Below are 24,915 nucleotides of genomic sequence, written 5' to 3' on the forward strand. Positions count from 1 at the left end.
TTCATTCTCCTCTTTTAAATTAATTTATCTAAAATTCCTGAAAAAATCATAAAGCTAAAGCATACTGCCTGAAAGTTTAAGAAGATTGCCAATCCATGGGTAAACTTATTTGACGGTAAATTTTTATGTTTTTTCTTATAACGCAACCAGGCATCGGTTAAACAAATCAACGTAGCATGGTATAAACCATAGACGATATAATACCAAGCCAAACCGTGCCAGACCCCCATAATTAAAAAGAGGGCAAAGTAACCAACATTTGAAGCAACGATCCGACTTTTGAATACTTTCTTTTTCAATAAAGTAAACATTAAACGCATGTAAATGTAATCACGGAACCAAAAAGACAACGTCATATGCCAACGATTCCAAAACTCCTTGATGTTCCAAGCTAAAAATGGTTTATTAAAGTTCATTGGTGTTTCGTAACCTAAAATATTACTCGTTCCAACTGCAAACAAACTATACCCTGCAAAATCAAAGAATAAATACATACTATAAACATACATATATAAAACTAAGGCCCATGAGATACCGCCATTGACGATTGTGGCCCGCTCAATTGGTGGTAACAAAACTGAACCAAAGTAATAGCCGATAATAAACTTATATAAGAAACCGACAAAAATGCGATGAATACCAGTACCTAAAAGATCCACATATTTTTCTGGCGTCGGAGGATTATCTAAGTCCTTATCAAACCGCCGGAAGCGATCAATTGGCCCAGAAGAAATCGTTGGGAAAAACAATAGAAACTGGATGTAATGCCAAACTTTATACGATTTAATCATGCCATCACGGGTTTCCATAATCATTTGTACCGATTTAAAGGTCAAATAAGAAATCCCTAAAAAACCTAATATAGAACTATGACCACCATTGAAAAAAGGTGTGACTTTGGTAATGGCTAAAGGCAAAATTGCCAAGACAACGGCGGTATAAAAGACACCACTGCTATTTTTTTGCTGGCGATATAAAAAATAGAGGTAAACCAATAACGTTTGCCAAACAACATAGACAATCAGCGCTACCCCTTGATGCCAACTTGCACCGCCAAAACTAACGTATAAGAAAAATAACGTCACAAGGGTTTGGTAAAAAGAAGGCCTTTTACCTGCAATCAACATACTTAAAATCAGTGGAATAAACGCAACGAGCAATAATAAAAAGTATTTAGGATCTGCATAGGGAATACTATGTGGAAAGACCATTAGCCGTTCACCTCATTTATCAGACCCTTACGATCGATTTTACCGTTTGCACTACGAGGTAATTGTTCCACATAAACAAAGCGTTGTGGGATCATGTAATCCATCACACCTTCAGCTAGTTCAGCTTTAATGGCTTTGGTTAATTGAAATTCTTTAGCAAAATCATTTTCATTGGCTACTACAAAAGCAACCAATTGCTGTACCTTGTGATCTTGATACTTGGGTACCACTGTCGCTTGTTTAACTAGCGATACTTGGTTTAAATGATGATCTACGTCTTCTAATTCAATGCGATAGCCATGAAGTTTCACTTGAAAATCAATGCGGCCTTCGTAACGTAATAATCCATCTGCTGGTAAACTCCCCGCATCTCCGGTTCGATAAGCCCAGTTACCATCTAATAAGAAGAAAGCTTGAGCGGTTTTTTCAGGATTATTCAAATAACCTTTTGAAACACTTGGTCCAGAAATGACAATTTCACCAACCTCACCGGCTGCTAATACATTCATTTCATCCATAATGGTTACTTTTGTATCCTCTTTTACATACCCAATTGGTAAGCGGTCAACTTGTTCTAATAATGCAGGGGTAATTTCCACACCAGAAATCGCCACTGTCGCTTCTGTAGGACCATAGGTATTGTAAATATGAGCCGCAGGAAAACGTTCCAATAAACTTTGAGCCGTTTTTTTCGTTAACTCTTCACCACAAAAGATAAATGTAGTTAAACTTGGAATGTTTTTTGCGTTGAATTCTTTTTCCATCAAGCAAATATCCATAAATGATGGTGTTGAAACCCAAACTTCCAATGCCAATTTTGGTAATGTGGCAAATAAGGTCTTAAAATCGTTGATAATTTCTTTTTTCAAAGGAACTAAAGAGCCCCCTGAACACAATGCCGGATAAACATCAAAGACAGATAAATCAAATGAGTACGGGGCTTGTGATAAAAAGCGACTTTGCTCTGGTAAAACAAAATCAGTTAGAGTCCAATTTACAAAGGATAATAAATTGTTATGACTAATTTGTACCCCTTTTGGAACCCCTGTGGTACCTGAGGTGAAAATTAGATAATAATTTTCATCATTTTGAACACTTTCAAATTTCGCCACAGTTTGTTTTGCAGCAAAAATTTCTGCTAATGCATTTGGTGTTATTACTTCACAGTCAGAAGAAATATCAGGCCACGCTTCCACACTAATGATTAACGCAGGCTGCGCTACATTTAAAATCAACTCCACCCGATCATTTGGCGTATTAGCTTCGATGGGGATATAGGCATGTCCTGCTTTACTAGCACCTAAAAAAGCGGCTAACATTTCAAATTCTAAATCACCGTAAACTACAATAGGTCTTCTATCAGCAAATTTTTCAGCTAAAAAGGTAGCAAGCTGATCTGACCATCTTTTTAACTGACCATAGGTATACTCTTTTTCATCAATATAGGCGATACGATTTGGTTCTTTTACGCTCCAAGAATCAATTTGTTCAATAATGTTTGTTACAGTCATCTGCTCTCACCTCTTAAAATTCATTGTAAATAAATGTGCCGCCCTGAATGTTCTTGTAGTGATACAAATAAATCAGAATCAGTAGGACACAGAAGTAAAAGAGCGTTTTGCCAATAAATGTTAACCAATAATGGGTGTTTTCTTTTTGCAACCAATTTTTCATTATCACTCTCTCCTTTTCAATTTAAGTATAGAGTATTTGTTTAAATTAGAACATTTTTTCAACTTACAGTAAAAAGAAGAATCTAACACTTTCGTCACTTAAGCCCTTTCAATTTACTCACTTAAAAGGCTTTATCTAAGTACCATCGTTACTGATTTTTTTAATATGTAATGCACCTTTAATACTCACGGCATTTTCCTGAAATGAATTCTATTTTAAAGAAGCGTGCTATTTTAGAAAACAGGCCAAAATACACCCTAATAAAATCTTTTCTAGTCTGCAAGATGCAGTAAAAAGATTTTATTAGGGTGTATTTCACACAGGTATTATCCTCAGCTTTCCCAGCTGTGTAAGAAAAATTTGACTGTTAAAATATAGGCGACTAAATAAATCACTGCGACGATACCACAGAATAAATAAGCGAGCCAATAACTACCGTTGGTGACAAATTGGGACCATGTATAAATCGCAAACCCGGCATGACCACACACCAATAAAACTGGGGGAGCAAAAATCCAAGCATTTTGATAATACAAGTTGCGCTTCATTTGTTTACGACTAACGCCTAATTTTTGCAATAACAAGAAGTCTTTTTTACCATTTTCAACTTCTGAAAGTTGCCGCAGCATGACAATCGCAGCAGTAGTAATCGAAGCAATCATACCTAGAAATGTTGCCACATACATGAAAATTCCCGCTTCTCTTGTGGCCCTGCGTACAATTGGAAAGCGACTCGTATGATTTAACCGGGAATAGTTTCCAGTAAAAGCATGGGGAGTAGCATTCTTCAATACTTTGGTGGTAATTTCACCTTTTAATTTGTCATTTTTATACGTAAAGTCATAGTAAATATCATTTCCCCAATCAGATTTCAACTCTTTTTCAACTGAAGTTGCTAGTTGCTCTTCATCTTTTGTCTTTACATTGACCATAGCAATGGTGTAGTCAACCCCTTGAATACTCTGAAACTGTTCATCTGGTAAAACCAATACCCCAGCAGCATAGCGCAACAAAGCATCCCCCAGCAAATCCGAATAAAAATGTTCTACTTTAATATCTAGCCCATTTGGCAACGTCACTTGGCGGCTGAGCTCGCTGACACTGTTAAACATCATATAATTATAATCAAATAAAATGCCACGATTAACCTGTAATGGCTCAATTTTGGGCAAATCAGGATGCTGTGCCTGAAATTTTTGATAGTCACTAAAGCGTAAAATATTAATTAAATTAAATTGCTCCATTTCTTCACTACTAAAAAGTTTGAGTGCAAAGCGGCCTGCTGTGACTTTATACTGTAAATTTTGGGTCGTGGTTACCTTGCCATCATTTTCACGAACGATGGCTTCTAGCTTTCCCAGTTCACTGCTGTGCACTTGAAAGTCAGTTGGCGTTTCATTTTGACTGATGCGACTTTGAATACTAACAAGAGAAATTGCACCACCAATTAATGCAATGGCTAATGATGTCAAAATAGTAAGCAGTGCCAAAGAACGCCAATTTTTTAATATAGCGACCAAACTGCGACTACGTTCGTAATAGTTTAGACCTTGATAACGACTTTTCTTTTTATCAAGAAAATAAAAAATAGTTTTTAAACCATAGCGATAAAATAAATACGTGCCGATAATACAAGCAAGTAAAATACCTCCCGGTAGCCAAATTAAAATAGAAAAACTTTTTGTCAGTAAGAAAAAGCGAAAAATTAGCACTCGAATAAATACAGCAGCCAAGTAGCCACAGCTAATTAACAAAACACTGAAAATACCTAATTTAATTTCATAAGGCTTTGTCTTTAACTTTTGCAAGTCAAACTGTGACTTAACCGAGAATACACCATCCACTTGCTTTTTAGATAAAACAATAATGTTTTGAAATGCACTGATAATAAAAACAAAAAGAAAAACAGCCGCAGTAACCTGAACAGATTGCCATGAAAAAAACAAGGTACTCGTAACATCTAAAGCCATTGCCTTTACTAAAATCATGGAAAAAAGTTTGGAAAAAATGACACCCAGACTAATCCCCACTAAAAATGCCAATAAGTTCAAGGCAAAAATTTCGACTAACGATTGTAAAATAATCCGCCGCCGTTTTAAACCGAACAATTGGTAAAGTGCAACTTCTTGCTGCCGTTTTGCGATAAAAAAGCGATTGGCACTTAATACAAAAAAGACCATCATCACAATGACAAAAAAACTACCAATCGTTAAGATATTCTCAATTTTTATATCTTGGCTAGCCCTTTTTGTTAGTGGCTGATCATGCGTCATGGCATTAAAAGAATAATAAATCATCACCGCCATCGTGATACTAATTAAATAAACGCCGTAATTGCGAAATTGTTTTAAAAAACTACGCCAGGATAATTTATAAAGCATTTCGTCGTCCCCCGCCGCCTAAAGTCGCCTGCATATCAATCACTTGTTCAAAGAAATTCTGCCTGCTACCTCTTTTAACAACCTCAGAAAAAAAGACACCATCTTTAATAAATAAAATGCGATTGCAGTAACTTGCGGTATAGGGGTCGTGGGTTACCATTAAAATGGTTTTATTTTGCTTTTGATTTAATTCACTTAAATAATACAGTAACTCCGTGGCAGATTTTGAATCAAGCGCACCTGTTGGTTCATCGGCAAAAATAATCCGTGGTCGCACGACTAAAGCACGGGCAGCTGCCACCCGTTGTCTTTGTCCTACTGATAACTCTTCTGGATAACGATGTAAAATAGCTTTAATTCCTAATAAGTCAGCTGCTTCTGTCACGCGGCTTTCAATCTCTTCTACTTTTAAAAAATCAATCGCCAAAGGCAAGATGATATTATCTTTGGCTGTAAGCGTAGGCAATAAATTAAACTCTTGAAAAATAAAGCCCAAATCTTTACGGCGAAAATCACTTAACTGATCTTCTTTTAGTGCAGTCAGATCTTGTCCGTCCACTTTTACTGTTCCAAAAGTCGGCAGGGCAATGGAAGCTAATATATTCATTAAAGTCGTTTTTCCCGCACCGCTTGGTCCCATGATGCCGACAAATTCCCCTTCATCAACACTAAAGGACAGATTATCTAGCACCTTGGTCTGATTAAAACGATTTCCATATGTTTTACTCAAATGTTTTACTTCTATTATTTTTTTCATATTTCAACCTCATTTAGTCCTTTTGTTAAATAATTTAAGACAACTTACTTATTATCTTTATGGTAGCACAAGGTGTTTTAAATGCGCAGTTTTTAAGGTAAGTCAAGGGAAAAATTTAAACAAAAATTTTTTCTTGTGCACTATTCATCTTTTTATGCAAATTTCTATTTTTTATAAATAGCAAAAACCTATCCCTATCTGTTTTCAATATTTTTACATATTTTTTATACACTAGATATAGTGTTTAATAGTATTAAATTAAAACAACGGCACTATATATAGTTGTGTTTTTGGTTGCACCTGACTTGCTTTTCGGCTATCATATTATGTGAGTTCAGACACAATAGTCTGCTGATTAAGCTGGTCTTTTCTAACTAGTTAACAGTAAAGGACATGGTTTAAGAAATAAAGGAGTGAGCAAAAATGATGGATTTAAAAAATGAGCAGCTAGCACGCGAGGTGCATCCCCAACTGCAAACCATTAAAATCATTAAACGAGACGGACGCCTAATGGATTTTGATGACCAAAAAATTTACGATGCTTTGGTTAAGGCAAAACAACAAATTCACGGTGAATTATCCCCGATTGATCATGAACGTCTATTAGAAATTGTTGAGCGGATTGATGCTGAAATTGGCCAACGCTTTTCAACCGATGTCAAAATTTATGAAATCCAAAATATTGTCGAACACATCCTTTTAGAAAAAGGCGAATATGAAATCGCAGAAGCTTATATTAATTATCGCACCTGCCGCGATTTTGACCGTAGTAAGGCAACAGATATTAATTTTACAATTGGGCGTTTAATTAACAAAGATCAAAGTGTCGTCAATGAAAATGCCAATAAAGACAGTAATGTCTTCAATACACAACGGGATTTAACAGCCGGCATCGTTGGAAAATCGATTGGCTTAAAAATGTTACCGACACATGTCGCAAACGCACATCAAAAAGGTGATATTCATTACCATGATTTGGATTACCATCCCTATACCCCTATGACCAACTGCTGTTTAATTGATTTTAAGGGCATGCTAAATGATGGTTTTAAAATTGGCAATGCAGAAGTAGAATCACCAAAATCAATTCAAACTGCCACTGCTCAAATCTCACAAATTATCGCCAATGTAGCTTCTAGCCAATATGGCGGTTGTTCTGCTGATAGAACTGATGAGTTATTAGCACCTTTTGCAAAATTAAATTATCAAAAGCATATGCAAGATGCACTAAAATGGATTGAAAATCCTAAACGTCGTGAAGAATATGCCAAAGCAAAAACCAAAAAAGATATTTTCGATGCGATGCAAAGTTTGGAATATGAAATTAATACTTTATTTACTTCAAATGGTCAAACTCCTTTCACTTCCCTTGGCTTTGGCCTTGGAACAAACTGGTTTGAAAGAGAGATTCAACGGGCTATTTTACAAATTCGTATTAATGGCCTAGGCAGTGAGAGACGAACTGCTATTTTTCCAAAATTGATTTTTTCAATTAAAAAAGGCGTTAATTCTAACCCCACTGATCCAAACTACGATATTAAACAATTGGCTTTGGAATGTGCGACAAAACGGATGTATCCTGATATTTTAAACTACGATAAAATTGTTGAATTGACAGGCAGTTTCAAAGTACCAATGGGTTGCCGTTCTTTTCTACAAGGTTGGCAAGATGAGTCAGGGCAAGAAGTAAACGTTGGTCGGATGAATTTAGGTGTGGTTACGTTAAACTTACCTCGTATCGCATTAGAGGCTGCTGGTGATCAAGATAAATTCTGGACACTTTTAGAAGAGCGTTTAGCAACTGTGAAAGATGCTTTGGTGTATCGCGTAGAGCGTTGTAAAGAAGCAATCCCTGCAAATGCCCCAATCTTATATATGTACGGTGCCTTTGGTAAACGTTTAAGCCGGACCGATGCCGTGAATGAATTATTTAAAAATAAGCGGGCAACTGTTTCATTAGGTTATATTGGCTTATATGAAGTTGCTTCTACTTTCTTTGGTGGTGCTTGGGAAAATAATCCGACTGCAAAAGACTTTACATTAAGTATTGTCAAATCGTTGAAAGCTCACGCTGATGATTGGGGTAATGAATATGGTTACCACTTTAGCGTTTATTCAACGCCAAGCGAAAGTTTGACAGATCGTTTTTGTCGTTTGGATACTGAAAAATTTGGTATCGTTGAAAACGTCACAGATAAAGAATACTATACCAACAGCTTCCATTATGATGTTCGTAAAAACCCAACGCCTTTTGAAAAATTAGACTTTGAAAAAGATTATCCGAAATATTGTTCCGGTGGTTTTATTCACTACTGCGAATATCCGATGTTGCAACAAAATCCAAAAGCTCTAGAAGCTGTGTGGGATTATTCTTACGATAAAGTTGGCTATTTAGGCACAAATACGCCAATTGATCACTGTTATGAATGTGGTTTTGAAGGTGACTTCACCCCAACAGAACGCGGCTTTGAATGTCCGCAATGTGGCAATCACGATCCTAAAACCTGTGACGTGGTAAAACGAACTTGTGGTTATTTAGGTAATCCCCAAGCGCGCCCCATGGTACATGGTCGTCATAAAGAAATTTCATCCCGCGTAAAACATATGAAATAAGGCCACTTTTATGGAAGTTAGAAAAAATGACCCGAACTCAGGCAACTGATGCTCGGGTCTTATTGCAAAAAAGTAAACCTGCTTAGCTAAATAAGCGATTAACAGAAAGAAGGCTTTTTTTATGCGCAACCCCAAGCCTAAAGAATGGCAAGCAAGTAAATATAGTAAAAATTATATTGCCGACTATAAAGCATTTAATTTTGTCGACGGTGAAGGTGTCCGCAATAGTTTATATGTTAGTGGTTGTCTTTTTGCCTGTGAAGGCTGCTTTAATAAAGCTGTCCAAAACTTTAACTACGGTACTCCTTTTACTAAAGAATTAGAAGATCAAATCATCACGGACTTATCTCACGATTATGTTCAAGGCTTAACGCTATTAGGCGGTGAACCTTTTTTAAATACAAGTGTTTGTTTACAAGTAGTTAATCGAGTAAAAAAAGAATTTGGTGAAAAAAAAGATATTTGGAGTTGGTCTGGATATACTTTTGAAGAGCTATTGCAAGAGACTGACGACAAATTGGAATTGCTAAATAAAATTGACATCTTAGTAGATGGGCGCTTTGAACTAGCCAAACGAAATTTAAATTTACAATTTCGTGGCAGTAGCAATCAACGAATCCTAGATGTCAAAAAATCATTGGCGCTTGGAAAAGCGGTTATTTGGGATAAATGTCACGATGCAACAGAAAATTTTGAACAAATAAAAAAACAAGATTTAATCTAGCCCTCCATCGCTTAGCTTCACAAAAATCAAACAATTGTCCCACTCACAAAAAAGTAGGATTTTCCCAATTTGCCTTATTTCTTAAAAGGCCTGCACCTGAAACAAACGACATAAACTTTTGTAAAGTAATTTATTTTCGTGAAAATTTTATCTTTTTCTAATAGTGTACAAAAAGTGAGGCAAAATAAAAATTCTGCCTCACTTTTTACGTATATTTATATTCCATTACTTTTCATCTTCCCACAAAGGTAATGTCATATTCTCAAAAGTCACCGGATCCAAATTCGTCACCGTTACCCCTAAAAGGCGAATTCCCTTTTCAATGCCTGCAACGTCTTCCCAAATTAGACTAGCTTGAGAAAAAATCATTTGTTTATCAATTAAATAAGTAGGCAGTGTCTTTCTTTTGGTTACCGTTTCATAACCTGTATAGCGCACTTTTAAAACAATCGTTTTACCATGTTTGCCCACTCTTTTTAAAGATGCTGCAACTTTTTCAGACAATTGTCTCAGCTGCGTTAACACTTCTTCTTCTGTAGTAAGCGGGTTGCCATAAGTATGTTCTTTTCCTACTGACTTTCGCTGTCTTGTCACGGCAACCGGTGCATCGTGTATTCCCCGCACTTTTCGATACAAAGAGTAGCCCATTTTACCAAAGGTTTGAATTAACTCCATTTCTGTTTTCTCGTATAAGTCCGCACCGGTAAAAATTCCCATTTCATTCATTTTGGGGACTGTCTTTTTTCCGACTCCATGAAATTTTTCAATTGGTAAAGCTTTTAAAAAAGTAATCGCATCCCGTGGTGGAATAACCGTAATACCCTGAGGCTTCATATAATCAGAGGCCAACTTAGCTAAAAATTTATTATAGCTAACTCCTGCTGAACAAGTAAGGTGAACTTTTTGCCAGACTTCTTTTTGAATTAAACGGGCAACCTTCACGGCTGAAGTACTGTTCACTTTATTTTCTGTAACATCTAAATAAGCTTCATCAATGGATACTGGCTCAATAATATCGGTATAACGGGCAAAAATCTGACGAACTTCTTCTGAAACTTTTCGATACTTCTCGTGGTTTCCCGGTACAAAAATAGCCTTGGGACACAATTCATACGCTTTTTGTGCACTCATTGCAGAGTGGATCCCATATTTGCGCGCCTCATAATTGGCAGTCGTCACAACTCCTTTACCCCCAGTATCGCTGGGATGGCGTGCAATAACTAAGGGATGCTTTGCTAAATTGGGATCGTCTCGTTCTTCAACAGAAGCAAAAAAAGCGTCCATATCAATATGAATAATTTTACGACTTGTATCATTCTTTAAAGGAAATTGCAGCTCTCCCATACCCTCACCCCACATTCTAACTTATTATACTAACACAAACAAACGTTCGCAAGTTTTCTCGTTAATAAAAAATTTTTTTAACAATACGTTAGTTTTTAACAAAAAAATCAGCCGCTTTAATCGGCTGATTCGAAGATTTCATGATATTTTTTATAAACAACTTGCTTTTTAACTTGATTATTTTGTGCTACTGTTTTAATCGCTTGATTGGGTTTCATCCCTGTTTTAACTAAATTTTCTACCTGCTCTTTCAAAGATAACATAGCCGTCTCAGCAGATACATCATTTTTTTTGCTACCAGAAGAGCCTGCTACCATTAAACAGCACTCACCTTTCACAGCATTTTCTGCCAAATAGCTAGCTAATTCCACCAGATTGCCCCGTAAATACTCTTCATGTACTTTGGTCAACTCACGGCAAATAACTGCCTGTCGACTGCCAAAAACTTCAGCTAAATTTGCAACGGTTTGTTTTAAACGATAAGGTGATTCATAAAAAATTAAAGTTGCCATCTCGTTTTTCAACGTATTTAAAACTGTGAGCTGTTCACTTTTCTTGCGGGGCAAAAAGCCATAGAAATAATTAGGTTGCGGGTTTAGCCCGGAGGCAATTAAAGCCGTTAACCCAGCAGTTGCACCAGGTAGCGCAACAACGTTTATCTCCTGTGCAATACACGCCACCACTAATTCATGACCGGGATCACTAATTGACGGCATGCCGGCGTCGCTTACTTGAGCAATATTTATTCCTTGCTGTAACAAAGTAATTAATTCTGGCACTCGTTCTTTAAAATTATGTTCATGTAAACTTTTTTGTGGTGTTTTAATTTCAAAATGATTCAATAATTTTTGCGTATTGCGAGTATCTTCACTGGCGATTAATTGTACCGTTTTTAACGTCTCCACGGCACGATACGTCATGTCTTGTAAATTGCCAATTGGTGTAGGTACCAAATAAAGTGTTCCGCTTATTGGACTTCCTTTAAAACTGCTTTGCTTTTGCACTTGTTATCACCTTTTCATAAAGTGAAAAAGAATTGATTGAAAAGGATAGAATTACCTTTTAATCAATTCCTCGTCACTTAATTTTGACTTTCACGATATAATACTTCCAAACAAAAAACGCATTGCTCGTCGTTTTCTCTTCTAGCACCATAGGATTCACGGCAAATATGAAAACCTTCTTCATAAATCTTTTCCAAGTTCATCCGGGATTTTGACATACCTTGTTTAACTTCTTCCGCGGCATTTTCTTCTTTTAACTCTTGCAAGTATTCCCGTAGTTTTTGATTTTCTAATTCTAAGGTTGTATTCTTCTCAACAATTTCTTGCAGGGCCGCTTTCATTGCTGTCAATTGCTGTAATGAACTCTCTAAATCTAACTCTAATTTACTTAATCCATCATAAATATCACGTTTGTCCATGCTCACTGGCATCACCTGCTTTTTTTGCTTCATCGGCTGTGGCAGCTAGACTGGCTACTTGTTGCGCCTTGAAGTCTTTTAGTTCCTCATAATGATACTCCACCGGCGTTTCTTTTTGGAATAGCCGCACTTTTACAATCCGACTTAATAAATTCAAACCGATAACTTTTCCCTTGCCATCTGGTGTCTCAATCTCTTTACCATAATCTGGTAATTCTCGTTTTGCCGCTTCATATTCATCATTTTCATATTTCAAACAGCACATTAAACGGCCACACAAACCAGAAATTTTGGTTGGGTTTAAAGATAAGCCTTGATCTTTAGCCATTTTAATCGAAACAGGAATAAAATCACCTAAAAAAGTCGTACAACATAACGGTCTACCGCAAGGCCCGATACCGCCTAATAATTTTGCTTCATCCCGTACACCAATTTGGCGCAACTCAATTCTTGTTCTAAACTCACTAGCTAAGTCTTTTACCAACTCACGAAAATCAATTCGACCATCTGCTGTGAAGTAAAAAATCATTTTACTCCGGTCAAAAGTATATTCAACAGAGACTAGTTTCATCGCTAATTCATGTTGTCGTATTTTCTTTTTTCCAATCACAAAGGCCGCTTTTGCGTCTTCTTTGTTTTGGGCTGCTCGTTTTAATTCTGCGTTCGTTGCAATATGTAAAATCGGCAGCACTTCATCAGGTAAATCCCCACTGTCAATTTCCACTTTAGGAATGACAACTTCTGCCATTAATTTGACTTGTTGGGATTCAACTATCACTTTTTCTTCATAACGATACTCTTGATCTTTACCAGGACGATAATAATAAACGTGACCTGCTTCTTTATAGCGGACTCCCACTACTTCCATTTAATTCCCTCCCTTACTTTAAATTTTAAAAGCTCGGTAACTACTCCCTGAACTTTTTTATGAAAGACGAACAATCCGCAAAACCAATTGTTCACATACATTTTGAAAGGCAACATTGGCCCGTAATTTTTGTTCAGCTTGCAAGATCAACTCTAAAATACCGTTAACTTTTTGCAGCTGCGGCAAGTTTGCTACTTCCTTTTTTCGTTGTTGGCGAAAATAAAACAATAACATTTGTAATAATGTAAACTGTTGCTCTTTTTCTTTTGCTAAAGGCGCCAACTTCTTTTGAACAAAAATAAAGGCTTGTAAATCTGCTTTTTCAAGATAGCGATGCCAAGTTAAAACAGCATCCTTAGCACTATTAAACCATTCATCTTGTGAGAATTCAATTGCTTTTTCAAAGCTATTGGTAAGGCTTGCAAGTAAAGTTGCACTTTTTTCCCCCACCCCTTCAGCGACCAAACTTTCAAAAAGGTGTGTCTTTGATAAGGGGGTAAAGTGGATAAGCTGACAGCGGGATTGAATCGTTGGTAAAATGCGTCCTAACGCACTGGTCTCTAAAATTGCTAAAAGGCCTGCTTGGGGTTCTTCTAAAAATTTTAACAAACTATTCGCTGCGCTAACGTTCATTTTGTCCGCATCTGAAATAATGAAAACTTGTCGCTTTGCTTCAAACCCTTTTTTACTAAATTCAGCCTGGAGTCGTCGTATCTGATCAACTTTAATCGTTTGACCCTCAGGCTTTATAACTTGAACATTCGGGTGCTCGTTTAACTGAATCCGGATGCAATTATTGCACACATTGCAAGGCTCGTTAGCTACTACATTGGTGCAAAAAAGACGTTTAGCCAGCCACATACTCATTTGATGTTTACCAGTGCCACTCTCCCCTTCAAAAAGATAAGCATGAGACATACGCTCATGCTCAATACTTTTTTTTATTTGGGCAAAGACCTGGGGCTCATTTTTTAATAAAAATTCTTGCTCCGTCATTTTACTTGCTCCTTAATATTGATGGAAACCTTCGACTGGTAGAACAAAAACTGTTGCGCCACCGACTTCAACTTCGACTGGATAGGGTACTTGTCCGTCTAGGGAAATATCTAAAGACATGGGGGTTGAAACATACTGTTTTCGTGACTGACACGTCTTTTTAATCAATTCAAGTGCTTCTTGCACCCGTTCATCTTCAATCCCGATAATAAACGTACTGTTACCAGCTTTTAAAAAGCCGCCGGTTGAAGATAGTTTTGTGGCCCGAATATTATTGTCAATAAACTCGTTAGCCAAACGGTTACTATCTTTATCTTGTACAATTGCCATAACTAATTTCATAAAAATTGCCTCCTTTTAATTGGAAAGACTTCACAAACTGACGTGACTGCAATGTATTCAGCTAAATTATTCTAAGAAAAGCTGGCTTGCCTTTGTGGATACTCGCTTTTCCAGTAAATCGCATTTCATTGTATCCTATGCTTTTGTTCTTTAGAAAAATTGAGGATATGCTTCAGTGATGGCAGTAAAACTCGCATCCACTACATCTTGTAAACTCATTCTGGCATCAACTTTGTGAATCCGAATGGGATCTTCTTCGGCCAATTTCAAATAGGCATGACGCACCCGTTGATGAAATTCCAAACTCTCAATTTCCAAGCGATCTGCTTCACCATGACGGGAATTTTCGATCCGTTTTAATCCTGTGTCTGAATCGACATCAAGATAAAGAGTGAAATCTGGCTTTAAACCTTCTGTTGCAAATTCATTAATTTTAGCAATTTCCGGAATACCAATTCTGCGTCCAGCTCCTTGATAGGCCAAAGAACTATCTACGAAACGATCACAAATCACGATTTTACCAGCGTTTAAAGCAGGCATAATAACTTCAACTAAATGTTGACGTCTGGCTGCTGCATATAATAAAGCTTCTGTGCGATCATCCATTTCTTCATTACGAGGGTCTAAAATAATTTTTCTGATTTTTTCAGCGATTTTTACACCACCGGGTTCCCGCGTTTTAACGATGCCGCGTTTGGCAATCAGCTGAATCCGAGGAAATAATTCATTAACAACGCTCGTTTTTCCTGCGCCATCTGGTCCTTCAATCGTGATAAATAATCCGTTCACAAGTTTGTCCTCCAATTATCTATTAACATTATTGTACAAAAAAATTCTAAATTTTGAAACTTTACAACTCACGGCGTCCTTCCACCGCTTTTAAAAGGGTTACTTCATCGGCATACTCAATATCACTGCCGACAGATAGACCGTGAGCCAATCGGGTTACTTTAATTCCAGCTGGTTTAATTAAGCGGGACAAATAAATGGCGGTCGCTTCTCCTTCGGTCGTAGCATTTGTCGCCAAAATTACTTCTTTTACTTCATCATCATGTAATCTTTTCAAAAGAGTTGGCACGTTAATATCTTCTGGTCCGGTTCCTTCCATTGGCGATAAAACGCCATGTAAAACGTGGTATAAACCGTGATACTCCCGCATTTTTTCCAAAGCCATCACATCTTTTGGTTCTTCGACGACTAAAATTGTACTGCGATCCCGAGTTTGATCGGCACAAATTGGACAGGGATCTTCTTCTGTGATGTTGCCGCAAATGCTACAAAAATGTAGGTCCCGTTTAACACTTAAAAGGGATTTGGCAAATTCATTGACGACCTCGTCTTTCATATCGATTGTATAAAAAGCTAACCGTGTGGCGGTTTTTTGTCCAATTCCGGGCAGTTTCATATAGCTGTCAATTAATTTGGCAATTGGTTCTGGGTATTGCATAAACATTTCTCCTTAAGCTAAAACTGCTGTGCGACACTTTTTTAAAATCCTGGCATACCTTTTGTATATTTTCCTAACGTTTGTTCGGTTTCTTTTTCGATTTTACTTAAAGCATCATTGACTGCCATCATGACTAAGTCTTGTAGCATTTCACTATCTTCTGGATCAATCACATCAGAGACAACACTTAAGCCAGTCATTTTTTTATCGCCAGTAAACGTCGCTTTTACATATTCATTGGTTGAAACACCAACAAATTCTTTTTCATTTAAAGCCGCTTGTGCTTTTGTCATTTCCTTTTGCATTTTTTGTACTTGTTTCATCATGCCTTGCATATTTCCCATGCCACGCATCATATTAACCACTCCTTCAATTTTTAAAATTTAGACTAATCGTCGATTACTTTGACCACATCTGAGCCAAATAAAGCGACTGCTTTTTGGGCTGGATCTTCATCTTCTGTAGCAGTCGCATCTGGTGGCAAATGATTTAATAAATCGTCATCTAAAATACCAGCTTCCACTAAATCTAGCCCGTTATTTTGCGCTTGCCTATTTTCATTTGCAGCATTTTCGACTACTTTTTCTTGCTTGTTTGCTTTATTTTCTTCTTTTTGCGAATCATCATCAGCTAATAGGCTGCCATTTTTTTGCGCTGTCACAAATTCGCGCCTTAACTCTTGCCAAGCAGCACTGGTTAAATAGACCGGCTGCGGCGCATAATCTGGGATCATTTTGCTCAAATTATTGCCAATGAGCTGACTCATCTCCTCATCGGCAATAGCTTTTTGACAGATAATTTCATAATCAAAGGTCACGACAATTCCATTTGCACTAGCAGCTCGCACTTGCCCTTGCCGTAAAACTGCTTTTTTTGTAATCGGTAAACTTGCTAATAAATCTTCCCAGACGATTTGCGTTTGATGTAAATTATCTTTTGTTGCTGCTTTCAAAACGTTAAAGACTTGATTTCTGGGAACGCGCAGATTATTTTGCTTCCGATTATGATTTTTTTCCGGAGCTTTTGAAACGGTTGGCTCCTGCTTCACCAAACCTGTTGATTGGAGTTGTTTTACCTCTTGTTCCAATTGTTCAACTTTTTGTTTTAAGGCAACAACTGAATTATCTGTATTTGATAGCGCAACTGGCGTGTTGGCCTCAGTTGAAGCTATGGCGGTAGTCGTTTTAATTTCAGCTAATTTAACAATACAGACTTCCAAATAAATTGTGGGGGAATTTGTAAAACGGACTTCATTTTGTGTCTCATTTAAAATTTTAATCCAATCAAAAATCTGTTGGCTACTTAACTGCTCAGACAAGTTTTTAAAAGCAGTAGTTAAATGCCCTGCCTTTTGTTGCAGTAATTGTGGCGCTTTTTGATACAATAATAAATCGCGACAATAAACCAATAAATTTTCAAGTAACCGCTGCGCTTCTTTTCCTTCGGCTAAGATAGCTGCTAAATCCGTTAAAGCTGCGCCGGCATCATGACTTAAACAATGGCCTAAAAGTTGATCCATCATTTCATACGTTAGACTACCTGTAACTGCCATAACATCAGCTAAAGTAATGGTCCCATCAGCAAATGAAATTGCTTGATCCAACATCGACAGGGCATCTCGCATACCCCCTTCGGCTGATTGTGCAATTATTTCTAGGGCTTGCTCTTCATAGGGTTGATTACTTTCTTCTAAAATATATTGCATTCGTCCCACGATTGCTTTGGTGTCGATGCGTTTAAAATCAAAGCGTTGCGTTCGAGAAATGATTGTCGCCGGAATTTTATGAGGCTCGGTTGTCGCTAAAATGAAGACAAGACTTTCTCTTGGTTCTTCAAGTGTCTTTAATAACGCGTTAAAAGCCCCCGTTGAAAGCATGTGGACTTCATCGATAATATAGACTTTATATTTACCCTTGGTAGGGGAATAATTAGCACGCTCGGTTAAAAAGCGAATTTCGTCAACGCCATTATTACTAGCTGCATCGATTTCAATAACATCATCAAATTGGCCGTTCGTAATCCCGCGACAATTTTCACATTCATTACAAGGCTCTCCATCATGACTATTAGGACAGTTAATCGCTTTAGCAAAAATTTTGGCTGCACTGGTCTTCCCTGTTCCTCGTGGTCCGGTAAATAAATACGCATGGGAAATCTTCTGTTGGCTAATAGCATTTTTTAAGGTTTGCGTAATCGCGTCTTGTCCGACTACGTCATCAAAACGTTGTGAACGCCAAACACGATATAGGGCTTGATAGGCCATTTTTTGCCTCACTTCCTTTAAATTCACTATTTTCTATTATACGCAATTTCTGATAAAAAAACTAGTTTTGCTCTGTTCTTTTATCAATTCTAAAACCTTGTTTAAACAAAGCGGGCAGTCTGTTGCACCTATGCTATAATTTTATTATAGTAGGCGCTTTACTACTATTAAAAAAAGTGCCACGAAATAAAAAGGAGGATTTTTGAGTATGGGAATTATTAAAGCTGCAGCCGGAGCTGTGACAGGCGGTTTAGCCGATCAATGGCTTGAGGTGATTGAACCTGCTGATATGGGGGATAACACTGTCTTAACAAAAGGTGAAAAAGTTAGAAAAGATGCCAAGCGTAACGCCAACAAAAAAGGAACAAGCGACGTTATTACAGATGGTTCTGTCATTCATGTTTATCCAAATATGATGATGCTTTTAGTTGACGGTGGGAAAATCATTGACTATACCGCCGAAGAAGGTTATTACACAGTCAAAAATGATACCGCTCCTTCTCTTTTTAATGGCTCTTTAAAAGATGCCGTTAAAGAAACGTTTAGTCGCGTTAAATTTGGTGGAACGACACCGCAAAAACAACAAGTCTTCTACATTAATTTACAAGAAATTAAAGGCATCAAGTTTGGCACCCCTGCACCGTTAAATTATTTTGATAATTTTTACAATGCGGAATTGTTTTTAAGAGCCCACGGAACTTATTCAATTAAAATTACCGATCCGATTTTATTTTATACAAATGCAATCCCTAAAAATAAAGAGCAAGTGGAAATTGACGACATTAATGAACAGTATTTAAATGAGTTCTTGACTGCTTTACAGACTGCTATTAACCAAATGTCAGCTGATGGCGTCCGTATCTCTTATGTTCCGTCAAAAAGTATGGAATTAAGTAAATATATGGCTAATGTTTTGGATAGTGATTGGAATACTTTGCGAGGAATGGAAATTGTAGCCGTTGCACTAGCAAGTATTTCTTATACCGATGACTCGACTAAATTAATTAATATGCGTAACGAAGGTGCTATGTTAGGCGATCCAAGTATTCGTGAAGGATACGTACAAGGATCAGTGGCACGAGGCATGGAAGCTGCTGGCAAAAATGATGCCGGCGCAGCAACGGGATTTTTTGGCATGGGAATGGGGATGAATACAGGCGGGACTTACCTAAACCAAGCTAGCCAAAACAATCAACAACAGCTAAATAATCAACAACAAAAACAAAATGAAAAAGCAGATAACAATACATGGACTTGTCCGCAATGTGGCACAGAAAATACCGGTAAATTCTGCAGCAATTGTGGCACACCAAAACCAGCTGCATCTGGAAAAGTTGATTTAAAAATGAAATGTAGCGAATGTGGCAGTATCATTGATCTTTCCAATGGAATTCCAAAATTCTGTCCGGAATGTGGCAAACCATTTAAAGGCGTCCCCATTGATTAAGCAGTTGTAACAGAATTGTTACGTTTAAAAAATCAATGAGTTACTATTCACATCAACGTAGCTGCCTTATTGCAGCTAGTCAAAACAATAAGTCGGCAAATCCCAAAATAGCAGCTCATATTTTTATGATTGTTCGGCTTGGTTTAAAAAAGTTAACCTTAAAACACCACTATTTAAAAAAGGAGGTGTGACAAGACTTTTGTTATATCGCTAACACCTGACAAAAAATAAGGAGTGACGCCATGGACGCCTTAACACATAAATGTCCCAATTGTAACGGTGCGCTAACTTTTGATCCCGATGACCAAAAGTTTCATTGTCCTTATTGCGGTAGTATTTTTACCATAGATGAGTTAAGCGCATTTGAAGTAAAACAAGCTAGTTCACGAGACATATCCACCGATAACACAAAAACAATAACGCCACCCACTACCACAGATGAAACTACAAGCAAAAAAGAAAATGCAACACTTGATAATTCACTTGCAGATACGACCGTGGCAGATGAAGGCGCAATGGAGCTCTACCTCTGCCCCAACTGTGGTGCTGAAATTGTAACAGATGCTACCACGGCGGCAACTTATTGTTATTATTGCCATAATCCCGTCGTCTTAAAGGGCCGTTTATCGGGGGAATTTTTACCAGACAAAGTCTTACCCTTTGCAATTGGAAAAGAAAAAGCAACCGCAGATTTTCTAAATTGGGCTCAGAAGAAATTTTTTGTGCCAAAAGATTTCTTTAACAAAAGCCAAGTAGAAAAACTGACGGGAGTGTATTTTCCTTATTGGCAAGTTGATGCTAAAGGCAGCGGCAGTTTGACGGGAAATGGTACTTCTATTCGTGTTTGGATTGTCGGTGATATTGAATATACCGAAACCAAACAATACGCTATCAGTCGAAAAGGGAACCTTATTTTTAAAGAACTTGTTAAAAATGCTTTAACAAAAAACACGCCACAAAAAATGGTCGCAAGCGTCCAGCCTTTTCCACTAGAAAAAGCAGTAACGTTTCAAAATCAATATCTCGCCGGTTTTCAAGCTGAAAAACGCGATATTGAATACGATAGTTTAAAAGATGAAGTAACACAAGAATTAGCTGATTACGGTGAAAAAAAGTTGCGAGAAACAGTGGGAAGCTACACAACCTTTACCAAAACGCAGCAAGACCTCAATTTAACAGAAACTAAAGCCTCTTATTTGTTGTTACCCGTCTGGCTCGTTACTTATCGCAGTTCAACTAATGATGAGAAAGTTTTTTATTATGCGATGAATGGCCAAACTGGAAAAGTGAGTGGGGTTTTGCCTATCAGCTACAAAAAATTAGGACTGGTATCAGCAGGTATTTTCTTAGGGCTGTTCGTATTGTTTTTACTAGGAGGTTATTTCCTATGAGAAAACTTTATGGTAGTTTAGTTCTTATTGTCACCTTGTTTTTTTCTTTAATTGCGTTACCTGCTCATGGTGCAGTAAGTAACGTTGAAGATGCGGCTAATATTTTTGAACCAAATCAACTGAGTCAATTAAATGAAGGCGCAAAAAAACTCGGCCAAAAAATAAAAGGCGGCATCTACATTGTAACAACGACAACCAATGAAGAAGAGCCTCGTACTTTTGCCAATGAATACTTGCGGGATAAGGTCGGAAATAATCAAAATGGGGCTGTATTTTTAATCGATTTGAACCAACGGGAAATGTACGTCGCCACGTCAGGAAATATGATTGATTATTTAACAGACAGCAGACGGGAAGATTTTTTTGATAAGATTAGTTCCGAAATGAGTAATGGCGATTATTACGGGGCTAGCACAATCTTTCTAGAGCAAATGACCGCCTATGTAAATGCTGGCGTACCTGGTGGACATTATCGCATTGATGAAGAGAGTGGCAAAATTACCTATTACAAAACAATCACCCTTTTAGAAGGACTCATTGCTTTTGCTTTGGCATTCGTAGGAAGTATTGCCTTTTTTATTATCGTTAAATCGCGGTATCAATTAAAATTAGGAACTTATAAATATCCTTTCCGTCAAAATACACAGCTGGAACTAACGGAAAATGAAAATCGCTTAATTAATTCTTTTGTCACCACCAGGCGCATCCCTAAAAACAACTCAAGTGGTGGCGGCTCTGGCGGCAGTACTACAAATTCTAGCGGTGGCGGTACCTTTGGCGGCGGTGGTCGCGGCTTTTAAAAATAAAAACTAACTCTTAGTCACGTCACGTAAAAGTGACGACTGCTAGCTAAGAGTTAGTTTTTTTTATAAACAAATAAAAAATTTTAATGCCGTTTCCCCAGACTTACTTAAATAATTTCTTTAAAAACAGAAAAATCAATATTGCCACCAGAGACTACTGCGATCGTTTTTTTCCCATGAAGCAAGTGATCAATATGACCACTTAAAATTGCTGCCGTACTTAAGGCACCAGCACCTTCTGCAATGACTTTTTCTTTTAAAGCCAAATAATGGATCGCTTGTTCAATCTCTTCTTCTTCTACCAGCACCGTTTCATCGATTCGATCTTTCAAAATTTCATAAGTTAATTCACCGGCAAGAGCCACATCACAACCATCAGCTAATGTTTTATGACTACGATTGGCAATTAATTTTTGCTGCCAAATTGACGAAATCATACCATGAACGTGATAAGATTGCACACCAATAATTTTAACTTCTGGTCGATAAGATTTAATGGCTAACGCAATTCCTGCAATTAACCCTCCACCGCCAATGGGTACGATAACATTATCAACTTCAGGCAAATCTTGTAGTAATTCAATTCCAATCGTTCCCTGACCTTCCATAACTGCACAATCATCAAAAGGCGAGACAAAAACTTCGCCACTTTTTGCTGCTTTCTCTAGGGTTTTTGCTTTTGTTTCATCAAATGTTTCTCCGACTAATTCAACTTTAGCACCATAATTCTCTGTAGCAGAAATCTTCGTTTTGGGTGCACTTTTGGGCATAAAAATTCGTGCATCAATCTTCAGCAGTGAGGCTGCTAGCGCCACACCTTGGGCATGATTCCCCGCTGAACAGGCAATAACACCGCGCCTTTTTTCTTCAGGTGTTAAGGTTGCTAGTTTATTATAAGCTCCTCTAGCTTTAAAAGAGCCAGTGCGTTGCAAATTTTCTAGTTTTAAATAGATTTCACCTTGTTTTTCCTGGCCCAAAATATTACTCGGTGCCAAAGGTGTATGAATCATTAATGGCATTAAGCGTTCATAGGCTTTTAAAATACCGTAGAGCGCTTGGTTCTGTGTTTCTGAAATCATTTTTCCACCTTCTTGTTAGCGTTTACAAGCACATTAAAACATGAAATACGGCAAATAGCAATGGTCTTTAAAAAAAATAAAAATAACAAGAGTGTTGAACTAAGCAACTTCACTCCTGCTATTTTTTCTGTATATGTACCCACAATCAACGAAACACCAAGTGATACGTATCGCTCCCACTCGTTTCAATAAATTGATACAAAATCAATTCCATCAGAGCTACCATCGAAATATGTGAAGTAATATCCAGATGGTTTAAACTAATTTCGTCGGTAAATAAATAAAGATTTAAATCACTAGAGTTTTGCAACAGATTATTATCTGCACCTGTAATCGAAACAATTAACGGGTGATTTTGATTTTTCATCTTACGCACAGCCTCAATTAACTCTAAGTCCTCTCCTTTATAACTGAAAATAAAAACAATATCATTTTGTTGCGCTTGTTGTTGCGCAATCGCCCGAGTCTGATGGTCTTCTGGAAAAATGACAAAAAAACCTGCTGTGTTATACAAATATTTAATGTAACGCATGATTTCTTTGCTTAACCCTTTGGCAAAAAGAAAAATTTTAGGCTTTTTTTGCAATTGTGCTACAATTTGCGTTACCTTATCTGTGTCCATAACGCGAACAGATTCCACCATATTTTTTAAATATTCTTCCCGATAATCTTTTTGACTCACAACAAAGGGTGAGGAATCTGGAATCGTCTTTTTATTTAAGAGCGTATACTTAATAACTGTTGTAAATTCACTAAAGCCAGAAAAACCTAGCTTACGTACAAAACGTAAAAAAGTAGTCGTCGAAACGAAACAGTCATCAGCAACCTCGCGAATACTTTTATTTTTGATGCTGTCGAGATTTGTAATGACATAATCAAACAGCACTTGTTCATTTTTAGTCAATTCGGCAATATGACTGTTGACTATTTCAAAAAAATCCATCGCTTCCCTCACCTTTCATGTTGTGGTATGCCCTGGGCAATACAGTGAATATTACCACCACCAAGTAAAATTTCCCGTGCTTGTACGCCAATGATTTCATATCCTGGATAAAGTTCTCGTAATAATTTTTCGGCCTTTTGGTCGTTAGGATCATCAAAAAGAGGAAAAACAATGCCATTATTGGCTGTGTAATAACTAACATACGTTGCCGTTAAACGATCGCCGGCAAAGCGGGGCAACATGCCATTGACCGGATCAACACCGGCAGCCTCTTCATTAGTAATATACAAAGATTTTGGCAATTCCAATTTATGTATCGTAAATTTTCTTCCCCGTGCATCCCTTTGGCTTTGCAACACCGCTTCTGCTTCGCGGGTAATTTCATACATTGGATCCTTTTTGTCTTCACACCAAGTTAAAACAACTTCTCCCGGCCGCACAACATTTAACAAATTATCAATATCGCCATTTGTTTCATCTAGAAAAAAACCTCTGGGAAACCAGACAATTTTTTCAATCCCACAGTACTCTTTTAAAATTTCTTCAATTGCTTGTTTTTTCAGTTGAGGATTGCGCCCTTCTGATAATAAACATTCTTCTGTTGCAAAAAGCGTGCCCTCTCCATCAGTATGAATTGAACAGCCTTCTAAAACAAAGTCTTTTAATTGATAATAATCAATTCGCTCTAAATCACAAAGTTTACGCGCTAGTAAATCATCTTGGTCCCAAGGAAAGAATAAACCATCTAAAAGTCCGCCCCACGCATTAAAACGAAAATCAACTCCGCGTAGTTTTCCTACAGCATTCATAACCAATACGGGCCCTGTATCTTTTAACCAGGCATCATCATTACTCATTTCGACAACGCGAATATGATTAGGTAACTGGTGACGGGCATTTAGAAATTGTTGCTTTGAAACCAATACCGTAACATTTTCAAAACGACTAATCGCCTCTGCCACCTGTTGGTAAATTTTTTGGGCTGGTTTTCCTCCTAAACGCCAATTATCCGTACGTTCTGGCCAAATCAGATAACATTCATTATGGGGTAACCATTCCGGTATTATTTGAAAACCATCTCGCCTTGGTGAAGTTTCTACTAACATCAAAGCTTCCTCCTTTATTTTGCTTACTTTAATTGAATAATTTTATCCTTATTTATTGAAACAACTGATTTTTCACTGCACTTTAAATATACCACAGCTACAA

At 37.3% G+C, this 24,915-nt stretch carries 23 protein-coding genes; 5 read left to right on the top strand and 18 right to left on the bottom strand.

Annotated features, from left to right (window positions below):
- Positions 1 to 14: 14 nt before the first annotated feature.
- From dltB to K4422_RS02475, 5 genes are all read right to left on the bottom strand, one after another.
- Positions 15 to 1,211 carry a D-alanyl-lipoteichoic acid biosynthesis protein DltB gene (gene dltB, locus K4422_RS02455; RefSeq protein WP_206903836.1) on the bottom strand — a complete coding sequence of 399 codons (1,197 nt, stop codon included), beginning with the start codon at positions 1,209 to 1,211 and terminating at the stop codon, positions 15 to 17.
- Positions 1,211 to 2,722 (bottom strand): D-alanine--poly(phosphoribitol) ligase subunit DltA, encoded by a 1,512-nt coding sequence (gene dltA / locus K4422_RS02460; RefSeq protein WP_206903835.1) that lies wholly within the window; start codon positions 2,720 to 2,722, stop codon positions 1,211 to 1,213. The genes dltB and dltA overlap by 1 nt, the downstream gene beginning before the upstream one ends.
- A gap of 13 nt (positions 2,723 to 2,735) precedes the next feature.
- On the bottom strand, positions 2,736 to 2,885 hold the full coding sequence (locus K4422_RS02465) for a teichoic acid D-Ala incorporation-associated protein DltX (RefSeq protein WP_206903834.1): 150 nt from the start codon (positions 2,883 to 2,885) through the stop codon (positions 2,736 to 2,738).
- Between the two features lie 332 nt (positions 2,886 to 3,217).
- A complete protein-coding gene (locus K4422_RS02470; RefSeq protein WP_230708923.1) occupies positions 3,218 to 5,266 on the bottom strand; it encodes an FtsX-like permease family protein in 2,049 nt (682 codons plus the stop codon).
- Complete coding sequence (locus K4422_RS02475) at positions 5,256 to 6,023, bottom strand: ABC transporter ATP-binding protein (RefSeq protein ID WP_206903832.1); 768 nt, start codon at positions 6,021 to 6,023, stop codon at positions 5,256 to 5,258. Before K4422_RS02475 ends, K4422_RS02470 begins: the two co-directional genes overlap by 11 nt.
- Positions 6,024 to 6,446: 423 nt before the next feature.
- Between K4422_RS02475 and nrdD the strand changes: the two genes are divergently transcribed.
- Both nrdD and nrdG read left to right on the top strand, forming a co-directional pair.
- A complete protein-coding gene (gene nrdD, locus K4422_RS02480; protein ID WP_230708925.1) occupies positions 6,447 to 8,636 on the top strand; it encodes an anaerobic ribonucleoside-triphosphate reductase in 2,190 nt (729 codons plus the stop codon).
- Between the two features lie 121 nt (positions 8,637 to 8,757).
- Positions 8,758 to 9,360, top strand: a complete 603-nt coding sequence (nrdG, locus tag K4422_RS02485) for an anaerobic ribonucleoside-triphosphate reductase activating protein (RefSeq protein WP_206903830.1) — start codon at positions 8,758 to 8,760, stop codon at positions 9,358 to 9,360.
- Between the two features lie 225 nt (positions 9,361 to 9,585).
- Here nrdG and dinB read toward each other — a convergent pair whose 3' ends face one another.
- The 10 genes from dinB to dnaX all read right to left on the bottom strand — a co-directional run bounded on the left by dinB (position 9,586) and on the right by dnaX (position 18,043).
- Positions 9,586 to 10,704 (bottom strand): DNA polymerase IV, encoded by a 1,119-nt coding sequence (dinB, locus tag K4422_RS02490; protein ID WP_206903910.1) that lies wholly within the window; start codon positions 10,702 to 10,704, stop codon positions 9,586 to 9,588.
- Between the two features lie 116 nt (positions 10,705 to 10,820).
- Complete coding sequence (gene rsmI / locus K4422_RS02495) at positions 10,821 to 11,708, bottom strand: 16S rRNA (cytidine(1402)-2'-O)-methyltransferase (RefSeq protein ID WP_230708927.1); 888 nt, start codon at positions 11,706 to 11,708, stop codon at positions 10,821 to 10,823.
- Between the two features lie 77 nt (positions 11,709 to 11,785).
- A complete protein-coding gene (locus K4422_RS02500) occupies positions 11,786 to 12,127 on the bottom strand; it encodes a DNA replication initiation control protein YabA (protein ID WP_034864815.1) in 342 nt (113 codons plus the stop codon).
- Positions 12,114 to 12,995 carry a PSP1 domain-containing protein gene (locus K4422_RS02505; protein ID WP_230708929.1) on the bottom strand — a complete coding sequence of 294 codons (882 nt, stop codon included), beginning with the start codon at positions 12,993 to 12,995 and terminating at the stop codon, positions 12,114 to 12,116. The genes K4422_RS02500 and K4422_RS02505 overlap by 14 nt, the downstream gene beginning before the upstream one ends.
- Positions 12,996 to 13,052: 57 nt before the next feature.
- On the bottom strand, positions 13,053 to 13,991 hold the full coding sequence (holB, locus tag K4422_RS02510; RefSeq protein WP_230708931.1) for a DNA polymerase III subunit delta': 939 nt from the start codon (positions 13,989 to 13,991) through the stop codon (positions 13,053 to 13,055).
- 12 nt (positions 13,992 to 14,003) lie between these two features.
- A complete protein-coding gene (locus tag K4422_RS02515) occupies positions 14,004 to 14,333 on the bottom strand; it encodes a cyclic-di-AMP receptor (RefSeq protein WP_206903826.1) in 330 nt (109 codons plus the stop codon).
- Between the two features lie 150 nt (positions 14,334 to 14,483).
- Positions 14,484 to 15,122, bottom strand: coding sequence for a dTMP kinase (gene tmk / locus K4422_RS02520; RefSeq protein WP_206903825.1), 639 nt, complete (start codon positions 15,120 to 15,122; stop codon positions 14,484 to 14,486).
- A 61-nt stretch (positions 15,123 to 15,183) separates the two neighbouring features.
- Positions 15,184 to 15,780, bottom strand: coding sequence for a recombination mediator RecR (gene recR / locus K4422_RS02525; RefSeq protein ID WP_206903824.1), 597 nt, complete (start codon positions 15,778 to 15,780; stop codon positions 15,184 to 15,186).
- Positions 15,781 to 15,821: 41 nt separating this feature from the next.
- Entirely contained in the window at positions 15,822 to 16,136 is a 315-nt protein-coding gene (locus tag K4422_RS02530) for a YbaB/EbfC family nucleoid-associated protein (protein WP_206903823.1), read from the bottom strand.
- 32 nt (positions 16,137 to 16,168) lie between these two features.
- The gene (dnaX, locus tag K4422_RS02535; protein ID WP_230708933.1) at positions 16,169 to 18,043 is read right to left on the bottom strand and encodes a DNA polymerase III subunit gamma/tau; all 1,875 of its coding nucleotides are present in this window, start codon (positions 18,041 to 18,043) and stop codon (positions 16,169 to 16,171) included.
- A 208-nt stretch (positions 18,044 to 18,251) separates the two neighbouring features.
- Between dnaX and K4422_RS02540 the strand changes: the two genes are divergently transcribed.
- The 3 genes from K4422_RS02540 (at position 18,252) to K4422_RS02550 (ending at position 21,681) form a co-directional block, all read left to right on the top strand.
- Positions 18,252 to 19,490 carry a DUF7130 family rubredoxin-like protein gene (locus K4422_RS02540; protein WP_230708935.1) on the top strand — a complete coding sequence of 413 codons (1,239 nt, stop codon included), beginning with the start codon at positions 18,252 to 18,254 and terminating at the stop codon, positions 19,488 to 19,490.
- 242 nt (positions 19,491 to 19,732) lie between these two features.
- The gene (locus tag K4422_RS02545; protein ID WP_230708937.1) at positions 19,733 to 20,881 is read left to right on the top strand and encodes a TFIIB-type zinc ribbon-containing protein; all 1,149 of its coding nucleotides are present in this window, start codon (positions 19,733 to 19,735) and stop codon (positions 20,879 to 20,881) included.
- A complete protein-coding gene (locus tag K4422_RS02550; protein WP_230708939.1) occupies positions 20,878 to 21,681 on the top strand; it encodes a TPM domain-containing protein in 804 nt (267 codons plus the stop codon). Before K4422_RS02545 ends, K4422_RS02550 begins: the two co-directional genes overlap by 4 nt.
- A 110-nt stretch (positions 21,682 to 21,791) precedes the next feature.
- Here K4422_RS02550 and K4422_RS02555 read toward each other — a convergent pair whose 3' ends face one another.
- The 3 genes from K4422_RS02555 to aguA all read right to left on the bottom strand — a co-directional run bounded on the left by K4422_RS02555 (position 21,792) and on the right by aguA (position 24,812).
- Positions 21,792 to 22,763 carry a pyridoxal-phosphate dependent enzyme gene (locus K4422_RS02555; protein WP_230708941.1) on the bottom strand — a complete coding sequence of 324 codons (972 nt, stop codon included), beginning with the start codon at positions 22,761 to 22,763 and terminating at the stop codon, positions 21,792 to 21,794.
- 145 nt (positions 22,764 to 22,908) lie between these two features.
- The gene (locus K4422_RS02560; protein WP_206903816.1) at positions 22,909 to 23,706 is read right to left on the bottom strand and encodes a MurR/RpiR family transcriptional regulator; all 798 of its coding nucleotides are present in this window, start codon (positions 23,704 to 23,706) and stop codon (positions 22,909 to 22,911) included.
- A gap of 8 nt (positions 23,707 to 23,714) precedes the next feature.
- Positions 23,715 to 24,812, bottom strand: coding sequence for an agmatine deiminase (aguA, locus tag K4422_RS02565; protein WP_206903815.1), 1,098 nt, complete (start codon positions 24,810 to 24,812; stop codon positions 23,715 to 23,717).
- Positions 24,813 to 24,915: the final 103 nt, after the last annotated feature.

This window comes from Enterococcus sp. SMC-9 (genome assembly GCF_021011285.1).
Taxonomy (GTDB): domain Bacteria; phylum Bacillota; class Bacilli; order Lactobacillales; family Enterococcaceae; genus Enterococcus_C; species Enterococcus_C montenegrensis.